The sequence below is a fragment of the Paraburkholderia sp. J7 genome (assembly GCF_905220155.1).
In the GTDB taxonomy this organism is placed as follows: domain Bacteria; phylum Pseudomonadota; class Gammaproteobacteria; order Burkholderiales; family Burkholderiaceae; genus Paraburkholderia.
In genome coordinates, this window is record NZ_CAJMYZ010000011.1 from 72,391 (window position 1) to 98,946 (window position 26,556).

The 26,556-nt window shown below is 63.0% G+C and carries 23 protein-coding genes and 1 tRNA gene; 12 read left to right on the forward strand and 12 right to left on the reverse strand.

Going from position 1 to position 26,556, the window contains the following annotated elements:
* Nucleotides 1-4 precede the first annotated feature (4 nt).
* From U5A58_RS18955 to U5A58_RS18980, 6 genes are all read right to left on the reverse strand, one after another.
* The gene (locus U5A58_RS18955; RefSeq protein WP_321962607.1) at nt 5-592 is read right to left on the reverse strand and encodes a LutC/YkgG family protein; all 588 of its coding nucleotides are present in this window, start codon (nt 590-592) and stop codon (nt 5-7) included.
* The gene (locus tag U5A58_RS18960; protein ID WP_321962608.1) at nt 579-1,973 is read right to left on the reverse strand and encodes a lactate utilization protein B; all 1,395 of its coding nucleotides are present in this window, start codon (nt 1,971-1,973) and stop codon (nt 579-581) included. Before U5A58_RS18960 ends, U5A58_RS18955 begins: the two co-directional genes overlap by 14 nt.
* Entirely contained in the window at nt 1,970-2,713 is a 744-nt protein-coding gene (locus tag U5A58_RS18965) for a (Fe-S)-binding protein (protein WP_321912347.1), read from the reverse strand. Before U5A58_RS18965 ends, U5A58_RS18960 begins: the two co-directional genes overlap by 4 nt.
* A 120-nt stretch (nt 2,714-2,833) precedes the next feature.
* Nucleotides 2,834-4,045 (reverse strand): porin, encoded by a 1,212-nt coding sequence (locus U5A58_RS18970; protein WP_321962609.1) that lies wholly within the window; start codon nt 4,043-4,045, stop codon nt 2,834-2,836.
* A gap of 162 nt (nt 4,046-4,207) precedes the next feature.
* Nucleotides 4,208-5,659, reverse strand: coding sequence for an APC family permease (locus U5A58_RS18975; protein WP_321962610.1), 1,452 nt, complete (start codon nt 5,657-5,659; stop codon nt 4,208-4,210).
* Between the two features lie 289 nt (nt 5,660-5,948).
* The gene (locus U5A58_RS18980) at nt 5,949-6,956 is read right to left on the reverse strand and encodes an AraC family transcriptional regulator (protein ID WP_321912354.1); all 1,008 of its coding nucleotides are present in this window, start codon (nt 6,954-6,956) and stop codon (nt 5,949-5,951) included.
* Nucleotides 6,957-7,163: 207 nt separating this feature from the next.
* Between U5A58_RS18980 and U5A58_RS18985 the strand changes: the two genes are divergently transcribed.
* From U5A58_RS18985 to crcB, 5 genes are all read left to right on the forward strand, one after another.
* Nucleotides 7,164-9,146: a primary-amine oxidase gene (locus tag U5A58_RS18985; RefSeq protein WP_321962611.1), complete on the forward strand. Its 1,983-nt coding sequence runs from the start codon at nt 7,164-7,166 to the stop codon at nt 9,144-9,146.
* A 7-nt stretch (nt 9,147-9,153) separates the two neighbouring features.
* Nucleotides 9,154-10,134 (forward strand): hypothetical protein, encoded by a 981-nt coding sequence (locus tag U5A58_RS18990; RefSeq protein WP_321962612.1) that lies wholly within the window; start codon nt 9,154-9,156, stop codon nt 10,132-10,134.
* 49 nt (nt 10,135-10,183) lie between these two features.
* Nucleotides 10,184-11,662, forward strand: a complete 1,479-nt coding sequence (styD, locus tag U5A58_RS18995) for a phenylacetaldehyde dehydrogenase StyD (RefSeq protein ID WP_415774252.1) — start codon at nt 10,184-10,186, stop codon at nt 11,660-11,662.
* A 120-nt stretch (nt 11,663-11,782) separates the two neighbouring features.
* Nucleotides 11,783-12,529 carry an SDR family oxidoreductase gene (locus U5A58_RS19000; RefSeq protein ID WP_321962613.1) on the forward strand — a complete coding sequence of 249 codons (747 nt, stop codon included), beginning with the start codon at nt 11,783-11,785 and terminating at the stop codon, nt 12,527-12,529.
* A gap of 168 nt (nt 12,530-12,697) precedes the next feature.
* On the forward strand, nt 12,698-13,078 hold the full coding sequence (gene crcB / locus U5A58_RS19005; protein ID WP_321912362.1) for a fluoride efflux transporter CrcB: 381 nt from the start codon (nt 12,698-12,700) through the stop codon (nt 13,076-13,078).
* Between the two features lie 67 nt (nt 13,079-13,145).
* Here crcB and cfa read toward each other — a convergent pair whose 3' ends face one another.
* Nucleotides 13,146-14,309 (reverse strand): cyclopropane fatty acyl phospholipid synthase, encoded by a 1,164-nt coding sequence (gene cfa / locus U5A58_RS19010; RefSeq protein ID WP_321912363.1) that lies wholly within the window; start codon nt 14,307-14,309, stop codon nt 13,146-13,148.
* A gap of 235 nt (nt 14,310-14,544) precedes the next feature.
* Between cfa and U5A58_RS19015 the strand changes: the two genes are divergently transcribed.
* Complete coding sequence (locus U5A58_RS19015; RefSeq protein WP_321949111.1) at nt 14,545-14,961, forward strand: HIT family protein; 417 nt, start codon at nt 14,545-14,547, stop codon at nt 14,959-14,961.
* Between the two features lie 20 nt (nt 14,962-14,981).
* Here the strand turns inward: U5A58_RS19015 and U5A58_RS19020 are convergent, their stop codons facing one another.
* Together U5A58_RS19020 and U5A58_RS19025 are read right to left on the reverse strand one after the other, a co-directional pair.
* Entirely contained in the window at nt 14,982-15,653 is a 672-nt protein-coding gene (locus U5A58_RS19020; protein ID WP_321962614.1) for a nitroreductase, read from the reverse strand.
* Nucleotides 15,654-15,739: 86 nt separating this feature from the next.
* A complete protein-coding gene (locus U5A58_RS19025) occupies nt 15,740-16,945 on the reverse strand; it encodes a porin (RefSeq protein WP_321962615.1) in 1,206 nt (401 codons plus the stop codon).
* A 220-nt stretch (nt 16,946-17,165) separates the two neighbouring features.
* Between U5A58_RS19025 and U5A58_RS19030 the strand changes: the two genes are divergently transcribed.
* The 4 genes from U5A58_RS19030 (at nt 17,166) to U5A58_RS19040 (ending at nt 19,143) form a co-directional block, all read left to right on the forward strand.
* Nucleotides 17,166-17,256: transfer RNA gene (locus U5A58_RS19030), tRNA-Ser, on the forward strand.
* A gap of 384 nt (nt 17,257-17,640) precedes the next feature.
* A complete protein-coding gene (locus tag U5A58_RS19035) occupies nt 17,641-18,126 on the forward strand; it encodes an Hcp family type VI secretion system effector (RefSeq protein WP_415774253.1) in 486 nt (161 codons plus the stop codon).
* A 31-nt stretch (nt 18,127-18,157) separates the two neighbouring features.
* Nucleotides 18,158-18,511, forward strand: coding sequence for a DUF3592 domain-containing protein (locus U5A58_RS40865; protein ID WP_415774261.1), 354 nt, complete (start codon nt 18,158-18,160; stop codon nt 18,509-18,511).
* Entirely contained in the window at nt 18,508-19,143 is a 636-nt protein-coding gene (locus tag U5A58_RS19040) for a hypothetical protein (protein ID WP_321962616.1), read from the forward strand. Before U5A58_RS40865 ends, U5A58_RS19040 begins: the two co-directional genes overlap by 4 nt.
* An 833-nt stretch (nt 19,144-19,976) precedes the next feature.
* Here U5A58_RS19040 and U5A58_RS19045 read toward each other — a convergent pair.
* The 3 genes from U5A58_RS19045 to acs all read right to left on the reverse strand — a co-directional run bounded on the left by U5A58_RS19045 (nt 19,977) and on the right by acs (nt 24,440).
* Nucleotides 19,977-21,995 (reverse strand): VC_2705 family sodium/solute symporter, encoded by a 2,019-nt coding sequence (locus tag U5A58_RS19045; protein ID WP_321962617.1) that lies wholly within the window; start codon nt 21,993-21,995, stop codon nt 19,977-19,979.
* A complete protein-coding gene (locus U5A58_RS19050; protein ID WP_321912372.1) occupies nt 21,992-22,357 on the reverse strand; it encodes a DUF4212 domain-containing protein in 366 nt (121 codons plus the stop codon). Before U5A58_RS19050 ends, U5A58_RS19045 begins: the two co-directional genes overlap by 4 nt.
* 100 nt (nt 22,358-22,457) lie before the next feature.
* Complete coding sequence (gene acs, locus U5A58_RS19055) at nt 22,458-24,440, reverse strand: acetate--CoA ligase (protein ID WP_321962618.1); 1,983 nt, start codon at nt 24,438-24,440, stop codon at nt 22,458-22,460.
* A gap of 354 nt (nt 24,441-24,794) precedes the next feature.
* Here acs and U5A58_RS19060 point away from each other — a divergent pair, with 354 nt between their 5' ends.
* Complete coding sequence (locus tag U5A58_RS19060; protein WP_321912376.1) at nt 24,795-25,688, forward strand: DMT family transporter; 894 nt, start codon at nt 24,795-24,797, stop codon at nt 25,686-25,688.
* Nucleotides 25,689-25,864: 176 nt separating this feature from the next.
* Nucleotides 25,865-26,509 (forward strand): TIGR00645 family protein, encoded by a 645-nt coding sequence (locus U5A58_RS19065; protein WP_321912378.1) that lies wholly within the window; start codon nt 25,865-25,867, stop codon nt 26,507-26,509.
* Nucleotides 26,510-26,556: the final 47 nt, after the last annotated feature.

Consider the following 26,556-nt stretch of genomic DNA (forward strand, 5'->3'; position numbering starts at 1 on the left):
ACCGTCACGGCGCCGGCAGCCACACCACCGTCAACGACCTCACGCCTTGTGCCCCCTGGATCAGCACGCCTTCGATATCGGCCGTCGCGGACGGCCCCGTGACGAGCGCCGCGTAGCGCGCGCCGCGAAAATCGTCGCGCCGGTACGCGTCCTGCAAGCCCGCCACCAGCCTCGCGGGATCGAGCAGAACCACGAGATGCTGCACGAGATAGCCAAGCGCGTTCACCACGTACTCACGCTCGCTCAGCCACAGCGAACCCGTTTCCGCGACGCCGAAACGCGCGCGCACCACCCCCACGTCGACGTCCTGGAGCGACGCCGGCTGCGTGGCGGCGCTGATCTCGCGCGTGCCCTGCACCTCCGGCGTGGCCGACGCGATGCGCGCCTCGCTGCCAAAGCGGCGCAGGATCATGGCGCGCACCTCGGCCGCGCTCTGCACCTGGGTCTCGCTGCCGCCCATCAGTTTGAGCGCAGCGCAAAAGCGCTCGTGCAAGTCGCCAGGCGGGGCGGCGAACAACGGCACCTCGGGCAACGGTTCGTGCGCGGGTTGCGCGGCGCGCACGCGCGCGAGAAATGCCTCACGATCCGCCATCGCCGCCTCCCTTGCGGTTTTTCCGGTACCACGCATGGAACGTGGTGCGCGGCACGTGTGGCAGATCGCGCTGTTTGCCCCAGATATTGAGCGGGTTGTAGAGCATGAAATTGGGCAAGCGGCGCAACGCGCCTTCGAGCGACTTCATCGCGCCACGATAAAGCGTCGGACTGCCGAGCAACCGGCCTGCCATCTTCAGCACCTCCTGCTTCACGAACGGCACTTCGTGCTGCGCCGCGATGACTTGCCGCCACTGGTAGATCTGCTCGTGAATATTGATCTTCACCGGGCACACATTCGTGCAGCTGCCGTTGAGCGTAGACGCGAACGGCAATGCGCTGAAGCGCTTGAGATCGAAGGTCGGATTGATGATCGCGCCGATCGGCCCCGCATAGGTGCTGCCGTACGAGAGACCGCCGCTGCGCCGGTACACGGGACACGTATTCATGCACGCGCCGCAGCGAATGCACTTGAGCGAGTACCAGAACTCGGGCATCGCGAGCCGCTCGGTACGGCCGTTGTCGACGAGCACGAAGTGCATTTCGGCGCCGGGCCGAGGCGCGCGAAAATGCGAAGTGTATTGCGTGATAGGCGAGCCGAGCGCGCTGCGCGAGAGCATGCGCACGAATACGCCGAGATCGGACAACCGGGGAATCAGCTTCTCGATGCCCATCGAGACGATATGCAGCGGCGGCACGTTGGCGGAAAGGTCCGCGTTGCCCTCATTGGTGCACACCACCACCGTCCCCGTTTCGGCCACCGCGAAATTACAGCCGGTCATGCCCGCCGTTTTCTCGCGCACGAACCACGGCCGCGTATTCATGCGCTGGCTTTCCGCCAGATAGTGAATGTCGTTGTTGTGCGGGTCCGTGCCGATGGTGCGGCCGAACACTTCGGCCACGTCGTCGCGCAGCTTGTGCACGGCGGGCACGACGATATGGCTGGGCGGCTGCCTGTCGAGTTGCTGGATGCGCTCGCCAAGGTCGGTCTCCATCACCGAAATGCCGCGCGACTCCAGATACGGGCGCATCTCGCACTCGTCAGTGAGCATGGACTTGCTCTTCACGAGCGCGGTCATGCCGCGCTCGCTCAGAATGCGATACACGATTTCGTTGTGCTCCTCGGCCGTATCCGCAAAGTGGACCTGTACGCCATTGGCCTGCGCCGTGCGCGTGAAATGGTCGAGGTAGTCGGCAAGATGCGAGAGCGTATGCGCCTTGATTTGCGAGGCGAGCGTGCGCAGCATTTCCCATTCGGGAATGGCGTGAGCCTGCGCGTCGCGTTTCGAGCGCAAGTCCCACAGACGTTTGTCGTGGAAGGCCACATGCTCGGGCCGCGAGAGAAACGCGCCGGCGAGCTTTGCATGTTCGACTCGCTTCATTCGCGCGCTCCGTTGAGCACCTGGGCAATATGAATGAAGCGGATGTCCGCGCTCATGCGTTCGGCGCAGCCCTGCTGGTGCATGAGGCAGGACATGTCGGCGGAAACGATGTACTGCGCGCCCGCGCTTACGTGATCGACCACCTTGTCCTGGCCCATGCGCACCGACACCGCTTCTTCGGTTACGGCGAACGTGCCGCCAAAGCCACAGCATTCGTCGGGGCGCGCCGGCTTCACGAACTCGATGCCCTTCACATGTTCGAGCAGCGCGAGCGGTTTCGAGAACACCGGGCCTGCGATTTCCGAAACGGACGCTTCCTTCAAATGGCGCAGCGCGCTGCAGCTATTGTGCAAACCTACGCGCCAGGGAAATTCGGCCCAGGGAAATTCGCGCGCGCCCAGCACGTCGTGCAGGAACTCGACGAGTTCATACGTGCTCTCGCGCACCTTGCGCACTGCTTCGGTCTGCTCGATAGCGGTGAAATGGTCGCGCACGTGATTCACGCAGCTCGCCGAAGGCCCGACGATATAGTCGTAGCCCGCGAAGGCGCGGGCAAATACCCGCTCCGCGCCGGCTGCCTCGGCCTGCGCGCCGCTGTTGGCCATGGGCTGGCCACAGCAGGTTTGATCTAGCGGATAGTCGACCTCGCAGCCGAAGCGCTCGAGCAATTCCAGTGTGGCGATGGCCACCTCGGGGTAGAACGCGTCGATGAAGCAAGGGACAAACAAGGCAACTTTCATGTGCGGGCTCACACGAAAAGCGGACCCGAACATTCTACTGCCGAACGGCGCGGGCGGCTTGCGAAGCGTGCACGCGCCCGGGGTTGCCGCGGCGCATCATGCTGCGCCGCGGTTCCTCGCTTAGAAGTTGTGGCGAATGCCCGCGATCACGGCGAGCTGCTTGTCGGTGTCCGAATTCACGAGATTCGGGATCTGCGCCAGGTTCTGCGTCGCGCCGCTCGTGGCGTCGATCCCAAGCCCTGCCCCCGACGACTTCTGCCCGATCGCCACCGCATAAACCGCCGTACGCTTGGACAGGCTGTAGACCGCGCCGAGGTTGATCTGATGCAGCCGCGTGGACGATCCGCCGTCCGGATGCGCATCGTTGAAGATATAAGCGAAGCCGAACTGCAGCGCGGGCGAGTATTGCCACGTCGTATTCAACTCGGCAATGTCGAACGAAATGTCCGCGCCTTGTGGTCGCGCCGCGTCCGCGAAATAGAGACTCTGCGACAAGCGCGTGTGCGTATAGCTGAGCGCCACGCTGATCTTGTCGAACGCGTACGAGCCGCCTGCGCCAAAAATGCTGATGCGTTGCGCGTTTTGTAGTTCGCAGTACGATGCATTCGGATTGCTGCAGCTAAAGTCGCCGATATAACCGCTCTCGCCGCCGAGCGCTGCCTGCAGCGGATTGCGCAATTCGAGGTAACCGGCAGAAAGCGAAAGCGGCCCGTTGGCGTAATTTGCAGCCAACGACCAGCCACGGTTCTGCGAGAAATTCCCCGCCACGCCGCCAAAACTGAACAGGCCGCCAAGTGTGAAGCCGCCGAAACTCGGGCTCACATATTTGATCGAGTTATTGAAGTTGAACGCTTCGTTGAGATTGTCCACGTCCCCAAAGTGCGAACCATAGAGCGTTGCCCAGTTGTTGCTCGACACGTAGGCGCCCAGGTCGTCGGAAAACGGATCGTACTGGCGGCCAAGCGTGAGCGTGCCGTAGCGGCTGTTTGCGACGCCCACCCAGGCATTGCGGTTGAAGAGTGTGCCGCCCTGCAGCAGTGCGCCGTTCTGCGAAAAGAAGCTGTTTTCCAGCGTGAAGTTCACGCTCGTGCCGCCACCGATGTCCTCGCTGCCCGTGAGACCCCAGCGCGACGGCACGAGGTTGCCGCCGCCCAGTTGCCAGTTTGCGTGGCCGCTCGTGCTGCCGTCTGCGTGCGTGGTCTGCTGGTTGGTCGAATAAACGAGGCCCGCGTCCACCGTGCCGTAAAGCGTGACTGAAGATTGCGCGTGCGCGCCAATCGCGAAGGCGCAGGAAGCCAGCGCCAGTGCCGTGCGCTTGACGGTATTTGCCATGTCGTTGTCTTTTCGATGAGAGATAGGCCACGCCCTTGCATGCATGCACGCGCGCGACCGGAGCGCGGCGCGTCTGGCGCGCCGCTCTTGTCTGGAACTATGGGAAACTGCAGGAAACTGCGTGAATCGTGGGGTTCGCGCGAAGCGCGTCGCGGCGCGGCGCTATTGACCGAATCGCGCGTAGATGTCCGGGCGCGAGCGCTTGAGGATCATCGCAATCGCCACGCCGACCAGTGCGGCCGCGAGCACGATCCAGGGGAACGCGCGCACGACAGGGCTATCGGAGCCCGCGAGCGCGTCGAGGTTGCCGATCAGCACGATGCCGATGGAGAGCAGACCGCAGCCGCCGAGCACAGGCGCCAGGAACGCGTGCCAGAGGCGCGTGTCCTTTTTCGTGGCGCGGAAAAATGCCGCCACCGAGAAGCTCGTGACCGCCTGCAGCATGACGATGCCGATGGTGCCGAGCGCCGAACCCCAGCTGAACACGATATTGAACGGATCGCTGCCCGCGATTACGAAAAGGCCCACCGGCACCGCAACCGAAAGCGTCTGCAGATAGCTCGCGAGATACGGCGAACCATACTTCGGATGCAGACGATCGAGCACGGCGGGAAGAATCCCCTCCCCCGAAAGTGCGTGGATGTAACGCACGATCGTGTTGTGGAACGACAGCAGGCTCGCGAAGATGCTGGAAAGCAGCAGGAAGCTCATCGTCGTGGTCATCGCGCCGCCCAGGTACTGCGTCGACTGGATGAACCAGAAGTCGCCCGGCTGCTTCGTCGCCACGTCCGTCACGTTGCTGATGCCGTAGGCGCAAACGATGGCCCACGTGACAAACGCGAAGAACACGAGAATCAGCGTGACAGAAACATAGGTGGCACGCGGCACCGTGACCTTCGGGTCGCGGCACTCCTTGCCGTAGATCGCCGTGGCCTCGAAGCCGATAAACGACGCGAGCGCGAACATCACCGCAATGCCGAGATGGCCGCTGAATACGTGGCGCGGCGAAAACGGCGCAAGCGTGAGGCCGTCCGGTCCGCCATGATGAATGACGATCGCGAGGCTCAGCAGCAACAGGATGCCGAGTTCGAGACACATGAGCACGCCGAGCAGACGGCTATTCAGGTCGATGCCGCGAATGCCGGTGAACTGCACGACGACGAGGCACGCGAACGAATACGCGTACCACGGCAGCGAACTATGCATCAATGGCCCGAGCACCACTGTGCAGAAGAAGCCGAACAGGCCGTACAGCGCAATCTGGATGCTCGTGTACGAGAGCAGCGCGACGAGCGCGCCGGCCATGCCGACGGGACGCCCGAAACCAGCCGTGATGTAGGCGTAGAACGCGCCGGCGCGCACGATGTGCCGGCTCATCGAAGCGAAGCCCACGCTGAACACGAGCAGCACGATGCCCGCGATCACGAATGCGCCGGGAATGCCCGCGCCGTTGCCGAGACTGATGGCCGGCGGCACCGCGCCGAGCATGCCGGTGAGCGGCGCCGCTGCGGAAATGACGAGAAAGACGATCTGCCAAAGCCCGAGCAGGCTGCGTTGTGAGTCCACTGCCGCGTCGTCTCCAACGAGGTGAGCGGGAGAATACGGTTCGTTCATCGTTGCCTCTGCTGGTGTCTGTTCTGGGTTCGCCATACGACACGATGAAGAACCGCGTGCCTCTGGCGCTCGACGAATCGAATTTCCCGATTCGGATTGAGCGCATGGTAGGCAGCTAATAAATTCGCCGACTTGGCGCAACGCGCCAAATACTCGATAAAGTGCGCCAGGGCTGGAGCGGGTTTTCACTTAACCGCCGTGAAGCGGTCGAGATTACCTTCGGCATCCTGATCAATGCCGTGAACTGGAAATTCGTACTTTATTCAGTCCACATACTTACCGACAGCCATCATTTAGCTTTCACTGCTTGCCAGTTGCGCGTTGCGCGCCATAGCACGGTGGCGTCGGCATACCCCACCGCGCGGGCCACAGCAGCGTTGGTCATGCCCTCCTGCTCGCGCAGCACCGCCACGCTGCGTTCGCGCTCCTCGCGAATGATCTGGCGCACGGAAGTGCCGGCGTCGGCGAGATGCCGCTGCAAGGAGCGGTCCGAAAGCCCGAGGTCCTTCGCGATGTCGCCGACCACGAGCTTCTCGCGCGCGAGCCGTCGCGTCACGAGATCGCGGACCTGGTCCACGAGCGTATGCGGGATCGTGTCGCGCGAAATGAGGTCGGTGGCGTGGCGCTCCATCATGCGCGCCATCTGCACGTCGGCGCTTTTGAGCGGCGTGTCGAGATCGTGCGGGTGCACGACCACGCCGTTTGCCGGCTGCTGGAACCGCACCGGCACGCGAAAGAGCCGCATATATGGCTTGAGGTCCTCGGGCGCCGCGTGTTCGAAATGAATCTCACACGGCGTCCACGCCGCGCCACGCACCTGACGAATCATGTGGCACATCGCCGACACGCTGTATTCGGCGTCCTGCCGGCGCGGCCAGATCTGCGTATGTGCAATGCGGTAGCTCCACATCGGCCATGCGTTGTCGGTCACGAGGTCGACGGCCGTTGCGCTCTGCCACGAGCCAAGCGTATCGGTGAACTTACGGATTGCGGCGCCGAGCGTGGGCGACGACATGAACACGAGGCCAGCTGGCCCCAGTTCCGTGAGCTGCAATTCGGCGCCTAAGCGCAGACCGAGAAACGGTTCGTCGAGCACCTGCGCCGCGCGTTCGAATGCGCCCACATAACGCCCCAGCGCCACGATTTCATAGGGATTGGAAAGCTGCCGGCGGCTCAAGCCGAACTCAGCCAGCAATGCATCGCAGTCCGCACCAGCGGCGTCGAGCGCACGCACGATGGGACCCATCACGGCGCCGCGAATCATGGGGAAACCGCTATTGACAGGCACTCTTTTCATGTCTCGCTCCATTAGGGCCTGTATGCGTCGACGGCTTGAACCATCGTTCGTCTCTGGCGCACTCTATCGCCCCTTTGGCGCGTTTTGCAAGCGCGAAAAAAATACGGCGTTTCTACGATTGACCCATCGACAAGGCATGAGACGAATGCGAATTCCTCATACCGTCGCCTGCCCTGTTGCGCCCAACGTCATCCTTACGAAATGCTTATGAACACGAAACCGAACGCGCATCCGCTCGACCCATTGAGCCTCGCCGAAATGCAGCTTGCCTGTGACATCGTGAAAGCCGCCGAGCAGCTCGATGAATATGGGCGCTTTCCCGTTACCGAACTGCATGAACCGCCCAAGGCGGAAGTGCTCGCCTACCAACCCGGCGAGTACTATTCGCGCCGCGCCTTTGTCATCGCGATCGACCGCACGCGTAGCCAGACGCTCGAATTCGTCGTGGACCTGCGCGAGAAAAAAGTGGAATCGCGCAAGGCGCTCGCACTGCAAAGCGCGCCCTATGGCCAGCCGCCCGTGATGATCGAAGACTTCATGAATGCGGAGCGCATCGTGAAGGAAGACACTGCGTGGCGCGCGGCCGTCAAGAAGCGCGGCCTCACCGAAGACGATCTCGAGCGTGTGCAAGTCGATCCGTTCTCCGCAGGCGCCTTCGACCGCCCGAACGAAAACGGCCGCCGCCTCGTGCGCTGCGTGAGCTACTACCGCGAGTCGTTGACCGACAATGGCTATGCGCACCCCATCGAAGGCGTCGTCGCCGTGGTGGACCTGCTGGCGCACAAGGTGATCGAGCTGATCGACGACGGCCGTATCATCCCCATCCCGCGCGCCAAGCACAACTACGACACGCCGAGCCTCGGCGAGCCGCGCGCCACCGTCAAGCCGCTCTCCATCAGCCAGCCCGAAGGGCCGAGCTTTACGATAGACGGCTGGCAGGTTAGTTGGCAGAACTGGAAATTCCGCGTGGGCTTCACGCCGCGTGAAGGGCTCGTGCTGCACCAGATCACCTGGGACGACGGCAAGAGCGCGCCGCGCCCGATCGTGTACCGCGCGAGCGTGACCGAGATGTGCGTGCCCTACTCGGACCCCACCACGAACCACTACTGGAAAAGCGCGTTCGACGCGGGTGAATACGGACTCGGCAAGCTCGCGAACCAGCTCGAACTGGGCTGCGATTGCCTTGGCACGATCCGCTATTTCGACATTCCTTCCGCCGACGATTTCGGCAACGGCTTCACCATGAAGAACGCCGTGTGCCTGCACGAAGAAGATTACGGCACGCTCTGGAAGCACTACGAATTCCGCACCGGCGTGTTCGAGATGCGCCGCTCGCGCCGCCTCGTCATCTCGTTCTTCGCAACCGTGGGCAATTACGACTACGGCTTTTACTGGTACTTCTATCAGGACGGCACGATCCAGCTCGAATGCAAGCTCACGGGCATCATCCAGACTTCGGCGGTGGCGGACGGCGACACGTACCCGTGGGGCGGCATGGTCACGGAAAACCTGGGCGGCCCGACGCATCAGCACTTCTTCAACGCGCGCCTGCACATGATGGTGGATGGCGAGAAGAACTCCGTGACCGAGCACGAATTCGTGCCGCGTGCGATGGGCGCGGAGAATCCGTACGGCAACGTGTTCGATACGACCAAACGCGTGCTCAAGACCGAGCAGGAAGCGGCGCGCAACGCCAACGGTCAGACCGGGCGCTTCTGGAAAGTCGTGAATCCGAACGTGAAAAACCGCGTGGGCGCGAATCCGGGCTACAAGCTCATCGTCAACGACTCGCCGCTCATGCTCGCCGATCCCAACTCGAAGGTGCGCCAGCGCGGCGGTTTCGCCACGCGCCACGTGTGGGTCACGCCGTACGACACGACGCAGCGCTACGCGAGCGGCGACTACCCGAACCAGCACGCGGGCGGCGACGGCCTGCCGCGCTATATCGAGGCGAACCGCAACGTGGAGAACGAGGACATCGTGCTGTGGCACAGCTTCGGGCACACGCACGTGTGCAAGCCCGAGGATTTCCCCGTGATGCCGGTGGAGTATGCGGGCTTCATGCTCAAGCCCAATAACTTCTTCTACGGCAATGCGGCGATGGACCTGCCGGGCGGGCGCGATCCGCACAGCGTGCAGGACGGCGCACCTGCGCCCGAAGGGAAATCGTGCTGCCACAGCAAGCAGTGAGCACGCAATGATGCCGCGCGAGCGCCGCCTTGCTGTGATGCACGTGGCACGGCTCTTGTGCCTCTGGGCGGCGATCACAGGCGGCGCAAGCGCGCTTGCCGCAGGCATCATGAGCGCGGCGATGCAGGCCGGCGCATCGTTTGCCGCATTCGCCGCAAGCGCAATTGCCTTGCTTTCGATGGCGCTGGTGCCCGGCGTGCTCGCACGCTGCTTCGTTACGCGCGCCACCGTACCGGTCGCGAGCGCACTCGTACTCACGATGGCGGCAACGGGCGAAGGCGCGCGTGCCGGCGCGACGGGGGCACAGACGCCGCTCATACTGGGCGGCGCCGCCCTGATCGCCGCAGCATGCCTGCACTTGCGGCGTACAGGTGAGAACGCCGCAAATTCGACGCATCGGCACGTAACGACGCCAGCGTGGCGCAACGGCATGCTGCTCGTTGCACCCACGCTGCTTGCCGGGCTTTCGAGCGGTGTGCTCGCGCGCTTCCAGTTCTTCGCGCTGTGCGGCGGCGCTGCGATTTCCGTGACACAGGTGGCGATCTCGCTCGCCGTGGTGGGCGTCGCCGGCTGGCTCGCCGAGCGCGTCGATTACCGGCGCGCGCTGCTAGCGCTCTTCGTATTGCGCGGCGCGTTGCTCACCGCGCTCACGATAGATTCGCTTGCACCGTGGGCCGCGCTCGCTGCGCCCGCTTTCGCCGTGCTCGACTATCTGACGCTCCCCACGCTCATGCGCGGCGGGCGGGCGACCCGCGCGTCGGGCGCCGGCTGCCCGGGCCTCGCCCACCATGCCGGCATGCTGGCAGGCGCGGCGATCGCCACCACGTCATGGGGCTTTGGACAAGGGTTCTATGTGCTGTTCCTCGTTGGCGGCGCGCTCAATCTTGCATGCGCATACGCATTCGCGGCCCCGCGCCGACTCCGCACGCGTACCCCCTACTCCGCTTCAGCCGCACTCGCGGCGGGCAGCACGATCGATTTACGCTGAAACCACCACCCAAAAACGTTCGCATTACTACCTAAAACCAGGAGACGGTATGGACCGCCAGGACTTCACGCACACGATCCGCACGCAGATGTTCGTTGACGGACGTTTTAGCGAAAGCGGCAACGGCCGCACGTTCGCCGTATTCAATCCCGCCACCGGCGCCGAGATCGCGCAGGTACCCGACGCCAGCGACGCCGACATCGACGCAGCCGTTACGGCCGCGCGCCGCGCTTTCGAAGCCGATACATGGCGACGCATGCCGCCGGCCGCGCGCGAGCGCCTGCTGCTCAAACTCGCCGATCTCGTCGAGCAGCACGGCGACGAACTCGCGGCACTCGAAACGCTCAATCAGGGCAAGCTGCTGGGCTTTTCGAAGATGCTCGAAGTAGGCGGCAGCGTGCAATGGCTGCGCTATATGGCCGGCTGGGCAACCAAGATCGAGGGCAGCACCGTGGATCTCTCGCTCGCGTTCCCGCCCGGCGTGCGCTACAACGCCTCCACGCGGCGCGTGCCCGCAGGCGTGGTCGCCGCGATCGTGCCGTGGAATTTCCCGCTGCTGATGGCGGTCTGGAAGATCGCGCCTGCGCTCGCCTGCGGCTGCACCGTGGTGCTCAAGCCCGCCGAGGAAACACCGCTCACAGCCATACGTCTCGCCGAACTTGCACACGAAGCCGGCTTTCCGCCGGGCGTATTCAACGTCGTCACGGGCCAGGGCGAAACGGCTGGCGCGGCGCTGGTGCGCCATGCGCAGGTGGACAAGGTCACCTTCACGGGCTCGACCGAAGTGGGCCGCATCATCGGCAAGCAATGCGCAAGCGACCTCAAACGCGTGTCGCTGGAACTGGGCGGCAAGAGCCCCGTGATCGTGCTCGACGACTGCGATCCGCAGCGGGCGATCGAAGGCGCGGCCGGCGCGATCTTCTTCAATCACGGCCAGGTGTGTACGGCTGGCTCGCGCCTGTATCTGCCGCGCGCGCGTTACGAGCAGATCGTCGATGGCATCGCACACGTTGCGCGCGCAACGGTACTCGGCTCGGGCTTCGACGCGGCCACGCAGATGGGCCCGCTCGTTTCGGCGCGCCATCGCGCCAAGGTTGCGGGAATGATCGCGCAGGGACGCGCCGAAGGCGGCGACATCGTGGCGGGCGGCGGCGATGGCAATCGCCGCGGCTACTTCATCGAGCCCACCGTGATCTCGAACGCGGCGAACAAGCCGCTTACCGTCGTGCGCGAAGAAGTGTTCGGGCCGGTGCTCGTCGCCATGCCGTACGACGATGTCGAGGAAGCCATCGCGGCGGCGAATGCTTCCGAGTACGGTCTTGGCGCCAGCGTCTGGACCAACCAGCTCGACCAGGCTCTGCGTGTGGTGGACGGCGTTCAGGCAGGCACGGTATGGGTGAACACGCACAACATGGTCGATCCGGCGCTGCCCTTCGGCGGCTTCAAGGCCTCGGGCATTGGCCGCGAGCATGGCCGCGCGATCATCGACGCGTACACGGAGACCAAATCCGTCTGCATCGCCTATTGAGCGCCGCCGTGCATTGTTAATCGAAATGGAATGATGAAACCCGGCGGCAAGCAATGATCGCCGCCGCGGTTTCATTCATGATCGAGCCCGTCCACATCACTCACGAGAAGGGTTCCGATCATGAACGCATCCGCGAACGCGAGCGGCGTCGCCATCGTCACGGGCGCCTCGCGCGGCATAGGCGCCGCCATTGCCGAACGCCTCGCACGCGACGGTTACGCCGTCGTCATCAACTACGCCTTGCGCAGCGCCGAAGCCGAAGCGCTGGTCGCGAAAATCGCGGCGCAAGGCGGTCGCGCCATCGCTGCGCAAGCGAACATCGCGAAGGCCGACGAAGTGCGCCGGCTCTTCGAAACCACAGCAGAAACGCTGGGCCAGCCCACGCTGCTGGTGAATAACGCAGGCATCATGAAAACGGTCACCGTTGCCGAATCGACCGACGCACTCTACGACGAAACCTTCGACATCAACGTACGCGGCACGCTCAACACGCTGCGCGAAGCGGCGACGAAACTCGCGGACGGCGGCCGCGTGATCAACTTCTCGACCTCCGTGCTCGCGATGAACCTGCCCGGCTACGCGCTCTATACGGCAAGCAAGGCCGCTGTGGAGACGATCACGCGCGTGTTCGCACGTGAATTGCGCGGACGTTCCATTTGCGTGAACGCGGTCGCGCCGGGGCCGGTGGCGACGGAATTGTTCCTCAGCGGCAAGACCGAAGAGCAGGTCCAGCATTTCGCGAGCATGCCGCCGCTTCAGCGCCTCGGGCAACCTGACGACATTGCGAGTGTCGTGTCGTTTCTCGCCGGGCCGGACGGCGGCTGGGTCAACGGCCAGGTGCTGCGCGCGAACGGCGGGATCGTCTGACGCACCGCCCTGCAATGGTTCGAGACAGAACCAGGTCTGAGGATAAAGCGCCATGGCATGGAACCGCCGGACTCGGCCGGTGCTACACTCCGTGCTCGAAAGCGGTAGAAAAACAGAGCCGGCGGGATGGCGCGCCGGCGCATATTGCGCCCTCAACCACTCCAGACCATGTATCTGTCCATCCTCGCCGTCGGCATTGGCGGCGCGCTCGGTTCGCTGCTGCGCTGGGTTCTCGGGCTGCGTCTGAATGCCCTCTACCCTGAGCTGCCGCTCGGCACGCTCGCGTCGAACGTCATCGCGGGCTATGTGATCGGCGTCGCAGTCGCGTACTTCGGACGCATGCCGCAGCTTTCCGCCGAATGGCGCCTCTTCGTGATCACGGGCCTTATGGGCGGGCTCTCCACGTTCTCGACCTTCTCAGCAGAAGTCGTTTCGCATCTGCAGCACGGACGTTTCGGCTGGGCCGCGGGCGAAATCGCCATACACGTATGCGCCTCGGTCATCATGACGATCCTTGGCATTGCAACGGTCTCGGCACTGATTCGCTGATGCGCAAAGCAAACGGCCGCGTTCGCCATTCGCGCAACGCGGCCGCTTGGGTGATGCAACGGGAAGATCAGGCAGGACGCTGATAGCCGCCCAGCAAGCCGTTCTTCGAAAACACCCACTGCCACAGCTGGATATCGCGCGCGCGGAATGCCCCGGCGCACGACAGCAGGTAGTAACGCCACATGCGGTAGAACCGCTCGCCCATCTGCGCCTTGAACCGCGGCCACGCCGCCTCGAAATTCGCATGCCACGCCATGAGCGTGCGATCGTAGTCGGCGCCGAAGTTATGCAGGTCCTCGGTCACGAAGAGGCCGCCCGAAGCGTCGGCGATCTGGCCGATAGTCGGCAGCATGCCGTTCGGGAAGATGTATTTGTCGACCCACGGGTCGGGCGTGGTGTCGCGGCGGTTCTTGCCAATGGTGTGCAGTACGAAGAGACCGTCGTCGGCAAGACAGCGCTGTGCGACTTCCATATAGGTGCGATAGTTCTTCGGGCCCACATGCTCGAACATGCCCACGCTCGCGATGCGGTCGAACTTCTCGTCGAGCAACCGGTAGTCCTGCAAACGGAATTCGACGGGCAGATCCTTGCAGCGCTCGGCGCCGAGCGCGGCCTGCTCCTTCGAGATCGTCACGCCCACGCACGACACGCCATAGTTTTCGGCCGCGAATTTCATGAGGCTGCCCCAGCCACACCCAATGTCGAGCAGGCGCATACCGGGCTTCAGACCCAGCTTGCGGCAGATGAGATCGAGCTTTGCCTCCTGCGCCTCGTCGAGCGTCTTCGCGCCGCCCGACCAGTAGCCGCAGGTATAGGCCATGTGCTTGTCGAGCATCGCCTCGTAGAACTCGTTGCCGATATCGTAGTGCTGCTGGCCCACCTTCCATGCCCGGCGCACGGTCTGGCGGTTCATGAGGCGCGCTTTGAGCGCGTAGAAGACGAGACGGGAGGGATCGATCTGGTCATCCAGATGCGCGCGCAACACATGTGCGAAGAATTCGTCGAGCTGTTCGCAGTCCCACTGGCCGTCCATGTAGGCCTCGCCAAGGCCCAGGTTGCCTAGCGCCAGCACGCGCTCGGGCACCTGCGGGTCATGGATGCGCATGTCCCACGGCCGGGTGCCGTTGAATTTGACGTCTGCGCGCGCCAATAGCTGGGCTATAAAGCGCCAGGCCCCCGATACGGCGGCCTCACGAACGGGATGAGCTGCTTCGAGATCAGTCGTTGCCATACGTGCTCCATGTCGGCTGGAGTCGGGTCCTTGGTACCTTGCTCCGCTGCCATTCAAGAGGTTGCAATCAAGACATTCGTCGTCGCGCGCGCTGCGAGAAACTCTATGATGCACCTACTTCAAAAAACGTGCAGGAACACGCACAGCCCATACAGGGCGGGCCATAATCGCAAACTCGACAAAACTCATCGCCCGGACGCTGGCAAACAGCGCGCCTGAACTGGAGAAACCCACCATGGCCTATGACGACAAAAATATCTTCGCCCGCATCCTGCGCGGCGAAGCGCCCTGCATCAAGGTGTACGAAGACGACGCGACGCTCGCGATCATGGACGTCATGCCGCAATCCGAAGGCCACTTGCTCGTGCTGCCGAAGGAAGGCGCTGAATTGATTTACGATCTTTCGCCGGAAGCCGGTGCCGCTGCGATGGCGACGGTGCAAAAGATGGCGGCTGCGCTGCGCAAGGTGCTTGCACCCGAAGGCCTGTTGATCGCGCAGTTCAACGGTGCCGCCGCCGGGCAGACCGTACCGCACGTGCACTTTCATCTGATTCCGCGCCGCGCGGGCGAAGAACTGCGCCCGCACGCGCGTGAAATGGCCGACATGGCGCAGCTCGAAGCGCTCGCCGCGCGCATTCGCGCAGCACTGTAAGCGATATGTATTATTAAAGCTTAAATGCCGTCGAATTGAACGAATTCGTCGAGCGGTGCGCGCGCCGAGCGCCACTGGTTAATAGGCGCGCGCGCGTCTTCATGACCGATCGCCATGCCGCAGAACACCATGCGTTCGCGCGGCAAGGCGAGAAACTCTCCCACGCTTTGCGCGTAGCGCGCCCAGCATTCCTGCGCGCAGCTATGCAGGCCGGCTTCACGCAGAAGCAGCATCACCGTCTGCAGGAACATGCCGAGGTCGGCCCATTGCGGCGGCCCCATCTGACGATCCACGGTGCAAAAGAGCGCGAGCGGCGCGTCGAAAAACGCGTAGTTGCGCGCAAACTGACGCAACCGGCCCGGCCGGTCCTCGCGAGCGACGTCGATGCTTCGGTAGAGATCCTCGCCCACCTGATAACGACGCTCGCGATACGGCGAACCCAGGTCGCGCGGATACACGTCGTACTCCATCGGCTCGCCCGCGGGCGCCTGCGCAATGCGATCGGCCATGATTGACTTGAGTTTCGCGAGCGAATCGCCGCCCACGACATGCACATGCCACGGCTGCAGATTGCCACCCGAGGGCGCGCGCGCCGCGGTATCGAGCACGCGGCGAATGACGGCGGGGTCCACCGGATCGGGCAAAAACTGGCGCACGGACTTGCGGCTGGTAACGGCTTCGCTGACCTTCAAGCAGATTCTCCTCGGGGGATCGACGAAGCATTATCGGCGATCCCCCGTGCGGCTGCCGACGCACGCCGCAGGTGCTCGTGCTGGCGTCAGAACTTGTGACGGATCCCGACCACGACGAGTGCCTGATTGTCGGCACCCGAACTCACGCCGAAGTCGCCGATCGATGCCTGCGCAACGATGCTGGAGCCATTCGTGCTGAGCGTGTGGCCGCTCGCCTTCTGGTAACCGGCTAGCGCGTAGAGATCGGTGCGTCTGGAAAGCGAGTAGTCGCTACCCAGGTTCACCTGGTTGTAGTGCGCCGACGAGGGGCCGGTGAGCGATGTGTAGTTGTAGCCCGCGCCCGCACGTAGCGCCGGTGTGATCTGATAGTTCAGGAACGCCGAGCCGCTGTTGAATTTTGCGGTTTGGTGGAAAGTTGAGTACGCATCGTTTGCGTATTGCGTGTTCGACCAGGCCAGCCCGAAGCTCAATGCGCCCACCGCATAGCTGCCGCCCGCGCGCACGATCTGGATGGAGCTTGCGCTCGCGAAGCCCTGATTGATGACCGTGTTGAAGAGACTGTCCGAGCTGCTCGTCCAGGTGCGCACGCCGGAAGTAAGCGTGCTGCCGCCGTTGGCAAAGAAGTAGCCGGCCGCGAGCGAGAGCGGGCCGTTCGAGTATGCGGCGCCGAAGCTGTAGGTCTGGCCGCTGCCGGTGGCGCCGGCTACGCCGCCGAAGCCGTACAACGCTTCGAACTGGAGCCCCGCGATGAGCGGGCTCGCGTACTTGACCGAGTTGCTCACGCGCAGGCTGTTGTCGTAGTTGTCGAGGTCGCCTGGCGTGCCGAACACGCCGCCGAACGGACCGTCGGCGGTGAGCGGCTGCACGAGATCGACGAGCGGATCATACTGGCGGCCGAGCGTGAGCGTGCCCCACGTCGTGCTGGCGAGACCGACGATGGCCTTGCGGCCGAATTCGCGGCTGCCCTGCCCGAGCGCTCCGGTGCCTACGTTGAACCCGTTTTCGAGCTGGAAGATCGCGGCGAGGCCATTGCCGAGATCCTCGGTGCCGCGCAGGCCCCAGCGGCTGCCCGAGAGATTGCCGCTGCTGAACTTGACGAGCGTGGACTGGTTCTGGCCGCTCGTGCTCTGGGCGTTGTGCACGTAGGCGATGCCGGCGTCGACGATGCCGTACAACGTGACGCTGCTTTGTGCGTGGGCGGTTGTAGCGAGTGTCGCGCCTGATGCGGCGAAGGCGAGCGCGAGCGCGGCGGTTAGCGGGCGGCGTGAGAGGGCGGCGTTTTTGTTGTTCATGCGAGGCGTTCCGTTGCGTGTGGTGGTTGTCGCTGCGCGGTCCTTGCGAGGCCGCTACAAGGCCGGTGCGGCAACGTTACGGAACGCCCAGGAAGCGGGGAACGACCGATTTCTGCGTTGCTTAGGGGATTCGTCGGACTTTGCAAAGCGTAGAGCGTGCCAGCTTCAGCACGGGCGCTTTCCTCCCGCGCGCGGACTCTGCTATAATTCGCCTCCCGCCGGAGAGATGGATGAGCGGTTTAAGTCGCACGCCTGGAAAGCGTGTATAGGTTAATAGCCTATCGGGGGTTCGAATCCCCCTCTCTCCGCCAGAACAAAACAGCAAAACCCCGTAAGTTCAAAGACTTACGGGGTTTTTGTTTTTTTTGGCCCATCATTTAGCCCATCAGCGAGTGCGAACTTGCTGCCGTTCCTATCCGTAGCAGTCCGTTAAAGTCCTTCATTCTCTTGCCGTACAAGCTAGCAGCGAGGGGGCGACGTTGGACGGACGGAAACCAATTTCGTTTGCTGCCGTTGCGGCGGCAAAGCGCGCCACCTTTATCCGCCATCGCGCGAGAACGGCGAGGAATAAGCCGCACCACCAGGCTCACGGGGCGCTTATCCCATTAACACCACTTTGACGGGTATCGAGATTTGGCTTCTTTCATCAAACCCATTTGCGAATGCGGAGTAGCCTGAAGGGTCCCGAAATCTTAATGGGCATCGCAATGGCTGATAGTTTTCTCAAGATTGATGGTATCGCCGGAGAGTCACAAGACGAAATCCACCGTGGCGAGATTGATATCGTTAGCTGGCATTGGGATATGTCGCAGCAATCGAGCATGATGAGCGGTTCCGGCGGCGGAGCCGCGAAAGCAACTATCGACGATCTTGTAGTTGTTCATAACATCGATCGGGCCAGTCCCAATTTAATGCGCTATTGCCTGACGGGCCGCCACATTCCAAAGGTCGTCCTCTCGGTACGCAAGGCGGGTGGTCTGCCGCTTGACTTTCTGAAGATCACGATGAACAACGTCGTGTTAACACGTGTCAGGCCGGTTGTGGTTGGAAATTCGCATCTTGAGCACGTCGCTCTTTCATTTGCCAAGGTTACGCAAGAGTACGTCGTGCAAAACAGCATGGGCGGAAGCGGAGGAATGGTAACGGCCACCTTTGATATCAAGGAAAATCTTGCCAAGTAAGCCGCTATTCCCCGGAAGATATCTTGCCTTTGTGGTTGGCATCGTTACGGCCTGTGGAACGGTTCTGGCAGTCAACCATGAGCGGAATTTTCTTGACCTATCGCTCACGGCCAGAGGTGAGGTGACCAGCTTGCCGCATGGCGGCCACCATCCAGAGATCACCTTTGTAACCAACGCTGGCGAACCTGTTTCAGCCCGACCAGGAAGTGTTACTGCACTTGTTATTGGCGACCGGGTTGATATTCGCTACGACCCAGCCATGCCGAGGGCATCGGCCCAGATTGATACGTTCTTGGACCGCTGGATGGTTTCGCTTCTGCTGGGAGCGTTTTCCACCCTGTGCATAGTCGGGGGGCTAAAGAGAAATTCAGTGGATCACTCATGATTCTGAAAAGCAAAAGCAACTGGACCTATGACACTGGCGCGGGCGTCAATCTCGGGTTTCACTTTCTGACTGTAACCGATAGCGTCCTAGTCCTTGACGAGCCGTCCGGGCGTGCGCAGCAGTTCAAATACACTGGCTCGGGACTCGCTGCTTCACTTCTGGGTCTGGGACACGTCAAGTTGAGCAGGCTGGAATTGCCGAAGTTGACCATTCTCGACAGGAATTTCTCCGGCAGCGTATCCGGCAAAGGATTTACAAGCGGTGGCGCTGCCTACATGACTGAGGCATTTCATGGGGCGGAGCTACACATCGGAGATTTCGAAGGCGGTACCGTTTCTTTTGATGGTTCCGGTGGATACATTGCCGGATGGAGTGGTTCAGTTATTTTTGCTGGTATCCGGCTGACCATGATGGAGGCGCTGATTGCAAGCGTTGGAATTCCGTTTGCCAGAAACATGTTTCTGCAACTTGCGCTAGGTTCTGCGCCCATCATCATCTTGAACTACGGGCAGACAGAGGGGCTGATTGATTCTGTCGGCGTCGATTTCATGTATGGTCAGTTGACTTATCAGGGACCGGAGCCCATCCCGCATCGGGTGCCGATTCCGGAGTTTCCCTCTGGAAGTGAATAGTAGAAAATCCGTAAGCCCCGCTTTCGGCGAGATTTTCATATTTGGCTGCTATTGCGATTGAGTAACCTGCGCCGCCCACGCTTCCTTCATCGGGCAGCGCGACTCCATTAGATTTGGCTCTGTGATAGACCACCTCTATCCAACACTTATCTTCCACGCCTTCTCAGGCCTGGAAATCCCTACCGCAATCGCCTTCAGTTCGCGCTACTGCGCCGCCCCGAACGCGACAAACGCGCACATCATTAGCCCAAGCGCATCCCTCAATTCACACACTCGCAGTGCAATACTTGTTATACACAAGCCCTTTCCCATCCATGCCCGAGATCGTTTGCGTGCCATTGCCGAAATTCATGATCATCTCGGTCCACGTCGATCCTCCGCAGCCTGCCCCGTGCTGAACGTCGTTTCGCCAATGGAGGCACCGGTCTGCTCCCGCCCTCGCCCGGCAGTTTCTGCTGATACCCATTGACCGTAGACGTGCAGCCGAAGCGCTGCACCGTTTACGAATTGCCCGATTCGTAAACGTAGGTCTGGAAGGCGTCGTTGCCACCACCATTTGGCAAAATGCGGCAGACACTGCAAGGGCGCCGAACACGAATGATTTGATAGCGCAGCGGGAAGCAGTGGCGCAACGAGCGCTCACGCAGCTTGTCGTTGAATACTCAATTTGGAAGAAAGGAACCGCCAGCAGAAAAAAGCGTCGGGCCGCGGCCCGACGCCGAATTCCCGCGTACTGCTTCGAGGACCGGCGCGGGAACGAGAGGACTTCAGTATCCCCTCTTGCGCGCGTTAAAAAAGTGCTAGACCGCACACCCGCAATCACGTCCGTACCGTCACGGGTGCCGGATATAGTCCACCAACGCAAGCGTATAAGCGTCCGGCTTACGATCGAGCAAACTCACGCCAATCGCCACGAGAAATCCTGCGGGCACACCGAACACACCCGAACTGATCGGCTCGATGCCAAACCATCGCGGACCCGCAAAGCCCGTAAGTTGCGTAAAGAACGGGTACGTCGAGACGATGTAATAGACGCACACGGTCAAGCCCGCAACCATGCCGGCCACCGCCCCCAACCGCGTCGTGCGCTTCCAGAACACGCCGAGCACGAGCACGGGAAAGAGACTCGAAGCCGCGAGTGAAAACGCCGCCCCCACCAGAAAAAGAATGTTGCCCGCGTTGAGCGACGCCACATACGAAGCGAACAGCGCCACGCCGAGCAGCAGGATCTTCGACATCGTCACGCGCCGCTGGCTCGACGCGTCCGGATCGACCATGTGGTAGTACACGTCGTGCGAAAGCACGTTCGAGATGGTGAGCAGCAGCCCGTCCGCAGTCGAAAGCGCCGCCGCGAGCGCGCCCGAAGCAATGAGCCCCGACATCACGTACGGCAGCCCCGCGATTTCCGGTGCAGCGAGCACGACCATGTCGGGCTGCATCTGGATATCGCTCCATCGCACCACGCCGTCGCCGTTCACATCCGCGATGCCGATGAGATACGGTTCGACACGCCGCCACTGCATGACCCAATGCGGCAGATCGTCGAAGCGCTGCCCTACCAGATGCGTGAGGATCTCGAACTTGATCAGCACCGCGAGCACGGGCACGGTCAGATAAAAGAGCGCGACGAAGAAGAGCGTCCAGCCCACCGAGCGCCGCGCCGAGGCCACCGAAGTCGTCGTGTTGTAGCGCGTGAGGATGTGCGGCAGGCTCGCCGTGCCAAGCGACAGGCACAAGAGCAGCGAGAGGAAATTGCGTTGATGAATGCGCCGCTCCGCTTCGTCGGCGGCGGGGAACGGCTCGTTCATCGGCACGGGCGGCGTGGCGCGCTCGAGCAGGTCGTCGCGCTGACGCGTCCACATCATGCGTGCGGCGTCCACGTCTCGCGGGAACGCGTTCAATTGACGCTCGAGCGAATCGATATCGCGCAGCGGACCGTTGTGGCGGCGCAGGTCCGCAAGCGACTCGACGAGGTGCGTCTTCTCCGCGACATACGACTGCGGCAGCGTGTCAAGGCGCGTCTGCCACTGCGCCGCGCCCTTGCGGTATGCGTCGCGCACGGTAGCCTCGGCACTCGCGCCGCGCACGTCGCGCTCGAGCGCTTCCACGCGCTGCATCACGTTGCCGTAGTCGGCTTGCGGCAGCCAGCCGAGGCCGTCGCGATGCGCGATCAGCGAGACCGGAATCAGGATGGCCGCAATCAGGATGATGTATTGCGCGACCTGGGTCCACGTGACGGCGCGCATGCCGCCGAGAAACGAGCACACGAGTATGCCCGCCAGCCCGCAAAAGATGCCGATGGCGAAGTCCACGCCGATGAAGCGCGTGGCGATGAGCCCAACACCCTGGATCTGCGCGACGAGGTAGACGAACGAGCAGAGGATGGTCGCGAGCACGGCGAGCGCGCGCACGAGATTGCTCGAAAAGCGCGTGCCGAGGAAGTCGGGAATCGTATAGCGCGCGAGCTTGCGCACATACGGCGCGAGCAGGAAGGCGACGAGGCAGTAGCCGCCTGTCCAGCCCATCAGATAAGCAAGCCCGTCGTAGCCGCTCGCGTAGAGCGAACCCGCGAGGCCGATGAACGACGCGGCGGAAAGCCAGTCGGCAGCCGTCGCCATGCCGTTGAAGAACGAGGGCACGCGCCGCCCGGCCACATAGTATTCGACCAGGTCGGACGTGCGCGAAAGCAGCCCGATCACCGCGTACACCGCGATCGGCACGAACAGGAATACGTAGCCGATCCACATGCCGGGGCCGGTGGAAAGCTCGATGCGCCACATCACATAGACGAAGGCGAGAAACCCGAGCGTGTACAGCGCGTAGGAGCGGATCAGCCGGTGCGCGAGCTTCATCGTTGCTGGGCCCTGCTCGCCTCGCGTATGGCGGCGTCGGCTTCGCGCGCGGCTTGCAGCACGCGGTCGGCGCGCTGCATCAGCACGATATAGATCGTGACGAGCAGCACGTACAGCAGGATCGCGCCCTGTGCGCCCAGGTAGAACGGCAGGCTAAAGCCCGCGAAACGCACGTTGGCGAGCGTGCGCGCAAAGAGCGGCGCGACGAACGAGACGAGAAAGCCGATCGTCATGAGCACGGCGATCAGCGCGACGTTGAAGCGCCAGTAGCGCCGATGCGCATGCGCCATCGCCTCGCTCACCGGGGGCGGCTCAGGCAAGGGATTGAGATTGTTCTGTGGTGTCGTGTGTGGCGCGGCCATGCGCCTGTGTAGCAAAAACGCGTATGGCCGGCAATCGGGGTCAATGCGGGGAGCAATGCGATGCGCGGCGCCAGGCAAGGCGCCGCGCGAACCTCAGCGTTTAGAGCGATTCGCCAAGCTGATCGAGAATCGCCGGGTTTTCCAGCGTGGAAACGTCCTGCGTGATCGCCTCGCCCTTCGCCAGCGAGCGCAGCAGGCGGCGCATGATCTTGCCCGAACGCGTCTTCGGCAGGTTTTCGCCGAAGCGGATGTCCTTCGGTTTCGCGATCGGGCCGATTTCCTTGCCCACCCAGGCGCGCAGATCGTTGGCGAGCTTCACGGCTTCGTCGCCTTGCGGACGCGTGGCCTTGAGCACCACGAACGCCACCACGGCTTCGCCGGTGGTGTCGTCGGGGCGGCCCACCACGGCGGCTTCGGCCACGAGCGGGTTCGCCACCAGCGCCGACTCGATCTCCATCGTGCCAAGGCGGTGCCCCGAGACGTTCAGCACGTCGTCGATACGGCCCATGATCGTGAAGTAGCCGGTGTCCTTGTCGCGCACGCTGCCGTCGCCCGCCAGATACAGCGTGCCGCCCAGTTCCTCGGGGAAGTAGCCCGACTTGTAGCGTTCCGGCTGCCCCCAGACGTTGCGGATCATCGACGGCCACGGGCGCTTGACGACGAGAATGCCGCCCTGCCCGTTCGGCACGTCCTGGCCGGTTTCGTCGACGATCGCGGCCATGATGCCTGGCAGCGGCAGCGTGCACGAGCCCGGTACGAGCGGCGTCGCGCCCGGCAGCGGCGTGATCATGTGGCCGCCCGTTTCGGTCTGCCACCACGTATCGACGATCGGGCAGCGCTTGCCGCCCACGTTTTCGTAGTACCACACCCACGCTTCGGGATTGATCGGCTCGCCTACCGTGCCGAGAATGCGCAGCGACGAAAGGTCGTAGCTCTTCGGGTGCACCTTCGCATCGGCTTCGGACATCTTGATGAGCGAGCGAATGGCGGTGGGCGCCGTGTAGAACACCGTGACCTTGTGCTTGGCGATCATGTCCCAGAAGCGGCCCGCGTTCGGGTACGTGGGCACGCCTTCGAACACCACCTGGGTCGCGCCGATCGAAAGCGGTCCATAAGCAATGTAGCTGTGGCCCGTGATCCAGCCGATGTCGGCCGTGCACCAGAACACGTCGCTCGGCTTGTAGTCGAAGGTCCACTTCATGGTTTGCGCGGCCCACAGCAAGTAGCCGCCCGTGCTGTGCTGCACGCCCTTCGGCTTGCCCGTCGAGCCCGACGTGTAGAGGATGAAGAGCGGGTGTTCCGCGCCCACCGGCACCGGAGCGCAGGTGTCGCTTTCGGCCGCCGAGACTTCGTGCATCCAGTGGTCGCGGCCTTCGTGCCAGGCGACCTTGCCACCCGTGCGCTGGTACACGATCACGCTGTGCACCGCTTCACAGCCGCCCATGGCGAGCGCTTCGTCGGCGATGTTCTTCAGCGGCAGCGCCTTGCCGCCGCGCATCTGTTCGTCGGCGGTGATGAGCGCGACCGCGCCCACGTCGACCATGCGTTCGTTGAGCGACTTCGACGAGAAGCCGCCGAACACCACCGAGTGCGTCGCGCCAATACGTGCGCAGGCCTGCATGGCGACTACGCCTTCGACCGACATCGGCATGTAAATGACCACGCGGTCGCCCTTCTTCACGCCGCGTTTCTTCAGCGCATTGGCGAAGCGCGAGACGCGCGCGAGCAGGTCCTTGTAAGTGACGTTCGTGACGGTGCCGTCGTCGGCTTCGAAGACGATCGCGACGCGCTCGCCATTGCCCGCTTCGACGTGGCGGTCGAGGCTGTTGTACGAGGCGTTGAGTTCGCCGTCTTCGAACCACGTGTAGAACGGCGCTTTCGATTCGTCGAGCACCTTCGTGAACGGCTTTTGCCAGGTCAGCGTTTCACGCGCGAGGCGCGCCCAGAAGCCTTCGTAATCGCGTTCGGCTTCGGCGCACAGCGCCTTGTAGGCGTCCATGCCGGACACCGTGGCGCCAGCCACCGTTTGCTCGGAAGGCGCAAAGACGCGGCGTTCCTGAAGAACCGATTCAATCGCAGACATCGACAACCCCTTGGTGAAGATGAAACGTCAAACTCGTGGACACGCATGAGCATCTTCAATGCCCCTGCGCGCCGTCTCCGTGCGCCGCCGCCCATACGGGCGCGGCGCTATTGGCTTGCGCTGCAAGCCGCCATTGTGGCATTGCAGCATGCATGGGGGCGCGCTTCTGAGCACGACTCGCAGCACGAACGTGCGGCAATACGATCTGCGCAAACCACCCATGCCGGCAAGATTAAGCGTAGCAACTTACCACCCACTTACGCGCGCACATGCAGGCATTGCAAGTCGCGCGCCATGGCACGCAAGTAAGCAGACATTTAGAATGCTAACTGAACTGCGCACCCGGATTCCAGCTTGAATCGCTATTACATGTTTCTCATTGCCTCGATGCTGCTCGTGGGCAGCAACGTCGGCATCGGCAAGTCAATCGTCGCCTTCATTCCTGTTCCACTCTTTGCGTTGCTGCGCTTCGTGGTCGCCCTTGCGGTGCTCGGCCCGCTGCTGCGCCGCTCCAAAATGCAACAGGTGAAGCGCGGCGAATGGGTCAATCTGTTCCTCCAGGCGCTCTTTGGGACATTCGGGTTTACGCTGCTGATGCTCGGCGGCGTGCATCGCACGAGCGCGGTCGCGGCCGGCGTCATCACGAGCACGATTCCCGCCGTGGTCGCCCTCTTCTCGTGGCTCTTCCTGCGCGAGCGCCCCGATGCGCGCGCGCTCGCCTCCATCGCGCTCGCCATTGCCGGCATCGCCGTCATCAATCTCGCACACGTGGGCGGCGGCGATACCGGCGCAAGCTCGTTCGTCGGCAACCTGATGGTGCTCGGCGCGGTGTGCTGCGAATCGCTCTATGTGATCCTGTCGCGCCGGCTCACCCAAACGCTCGCGCCACTCGACATCTGCGCATACACACACTTGTTCGGCTTTCTGCTGATGCTGCCCGTGGGACTGCCCGGCGCACTGTCGTTCGATTTTTCTGCCGTGCCCGCAGGCATCTGGTGGCTCGCGCTCTGGTACGGTCTTTCGGCGAGCGTGTTCTCGTTCTGTCTCTGGATGATGGGCATTCGCCACGTGCCGGGCAGTATCGCAGGCGTGTTTACCGCCGTGCTGCCGGTGGCGGCCGCTCTCTATGGCATCACGTTCCTTGGCGAGCGCCCCACCCCCGCGCACGGCATTGCGCTCGCCTGCGTGGTAGCCGGCATCGGGCTCGCGAGCCTCAAGGCGAAGCGCCTGCCGACCGTGGTCTCATGAGCGCCGCGTAATCAGGTTGAAAGCATCACAGCGGGAGCGGGCCTGTCGGAATCCCGGCGGGCCCTTCCTGCGACGCTGTACAATAGCGCCCGCCCGGCCCCTCGCGCGCGCCTTCTGGCCCCAACCAGACGACACCGCCCCTGTGGCCCCGCCCGATTTCGCCACCGTGATTGCCCATGTCCGCCGCACGCCCCCAGCCGCCTTCCGCCGCCGCACCGGGTAAAGCCCGTCGCCGCATGCGTCCGCTGCCCAGCATCATCTTCATGAGCCGCTGGCTGCAGGTGCCGCTCTATCTGGGTCTGATCGTCGCGCAAGCCGTTTACTGCGTGCTGTTCCTCAAGGAGGTCTGGCACCTCGTGAGCCACGCCACCACGCTCGACGAAACCAGCATCATGCTGGCCGTGCTCGGCCTGATCGACGTGGTGATGATCTCGAACCTGCTCATCATGGTGATCGTGGGCGGCTACGAGACCTTCGTCTCGCGCCTGAATCTCGAAGGCCATCCCGACGAGCCCGAATGGCTCGACCACGTGAACGCCGGCGTGCTGAAGGTCAAGCTCGCCATGGCGCTCATCAGCATTTCGTCGATCCACCTGCTCAAGACCTTCATCAATCCCGACGCCGCTTCGTCGCATACGGTGATGTGGCAGGTGATCATCCACGTGGCGTTCCTCGCTTCCGCGCTCGTCATGGCGTGGATCGACCGCATCACCACGCATACGCACCCCGAACACTATCAGGAGCTCGCCGCGCGCCATCCGGTGCCAGGCGGGCATGCGCTCGCGCGTCAGGCGGTTCCCGAAACCGCCGACGCAGACTGAACCGCGCACGCTGTACATAAATTCAAAACACCCGTCCCCACAGAAGC

Excerpts from the sequence above, each read along its gene's own strand:
- U5A58_RS18955 (WP_321962607.1), bottom strand. The coding sequence starts at position 592 with ATGGCGGATCGTGAGGCATTTCTCGCGCGCGTGCGCGCCGCGCAACCC.
- U5A58_RS18960 (WP_321962608.1), bottom strand. The coding sequence starts at position 1,973 with ATGAAGCGAGTCGAACATGCAAAGCTCGCCGGCGCGTTTCTCTCGCGG.
- U5A58_RS18965 (WP_321912347.1), bottom strand. The coding sequence starts at position 2,713 with ATGAAAGTTGCCTTGTTTGTCCCTTGCTTCATCGACGCGTTCTACCCC.
- U5A58_RS18970 (WP_321962609.1), bottom strand. The coding sequence starts at position 4,045 with ATGGCAAATACCGTCAAGCGCACGGCACTGGCGCTGGCTTCCTGCGCC.
- U5A58_RS18975 (WP_321962610.1), bottom strand. The coding sequence starts at position 5,659 with ATGAACGAACCGTATTCTCCCGCTCACCTCGTTGGAGACGACGCGGCA.
- U5A58_RS18980 (WP_321912354.1), bottom strand. The coding sequence starts at position 6,956 with ATGAAAAGAGTGCCTGTCAATAGCGGTTTCCCCATGATTCGCGGCGCC.
- U5A58_RS18985 (WP_321962611.1), top strand. The coding sequence starts at position 7,164 with ATGAACACGAAACCGAACGCGCATCCGCTCGACCCATTGAGCCTCGCC.
- U5A58_RS18990 (WP_321962612.1), top strand. The coding sequence starts at position 9,154 with ATGATGCCGCGCGAGCGCCGCCTTGCTGTGATGCACGTGGCACGGCTC.
- styD (WP_415774252.1), top strand. The coding sequence starts at position 10,184 with ATGGACCGCCAGGACTTCACGCACACGATCCGCACGCAGATGTTCGTT.
- U5A58_RS19000 (WP_321962613.1), top strand. The coding sequence starts at position 11,783 with ATGAACGCATCCGCGAACGCGAGCGGCGTCGCCATCGTCACGGGCGCC.
- crcB (WP_321912362.1), top strand. The coding sequence starts at position 12,698 with ATGTATCTGTCCATCCTCGCCGTCGGCATTGGCGGCGCGCTCGGTTCG.
- cfa (WP_321912363.1), bottom strand. The coding sequence starts at position 14,309 with ATGGCAACGACTGATCTCGAAGCAGCTCATCCCGTTCGTGAGGCCGCC.
- U5A58_RS19015 (WP_321949111.1), top strand. The coding sequence starts at position 14,545 with ATGGCCTATGACGACAAAAATATCTTCGCCCGCATCCTGCGCGGCGAA.
- U5A58_RS19025 (WP_321962615.1), bottom strand. The coding sequence starts at position 16,945 with ATGAACAACAAAAACGCCGCCCTCTCACGCCGCCCGCTAACCGCCGCG.
- U5A58_RS19035 (WP_415774253.1), top strand. The coding sequence starts at position 17,641 with ATGGGCATCGCAATGGCTGATAGTTTTCTCAAGATTGATGGTATCGCC.
- U5A58_RS19040 (WP_321962616.1), top strand. The coding sequence starts at position 18,508 with ATGATTCTGAAAAGCAAAAGCAACTGGACCTATGACACTGGCGCGGGC.
- U5A58_RS19045 (WP_321962617.1), bottom strand. The coding sequence starts at position 21,995 with ATGAAGCTCGCGCACCGGCTGATCCGCTCCTACGCGCTGTACACGCTC.
- U5A58_RS19050 (WP_321912372.1), bottom strand. The coding sequence starts at position 22,357 with ATGGCCGCGCCACACACGACACCACAGAACAATCTCAATCCCTTGCCT.
- acs (WP_321962618.1), bottom strand. The coding sequence starts at position 24,440 with ATGTCTGCGATTGAATCGGTTCTTCAGGAACGCCGCGTCTTTGCGCCT.
- U5A58_RS19065 (WP_321912378.1), top strand. The coding sequence starts at position 25,865 with ATGTCCGCCGCACGCCCCCAGCCGCCTTCCGCCGCCGCACCGGGTAAA.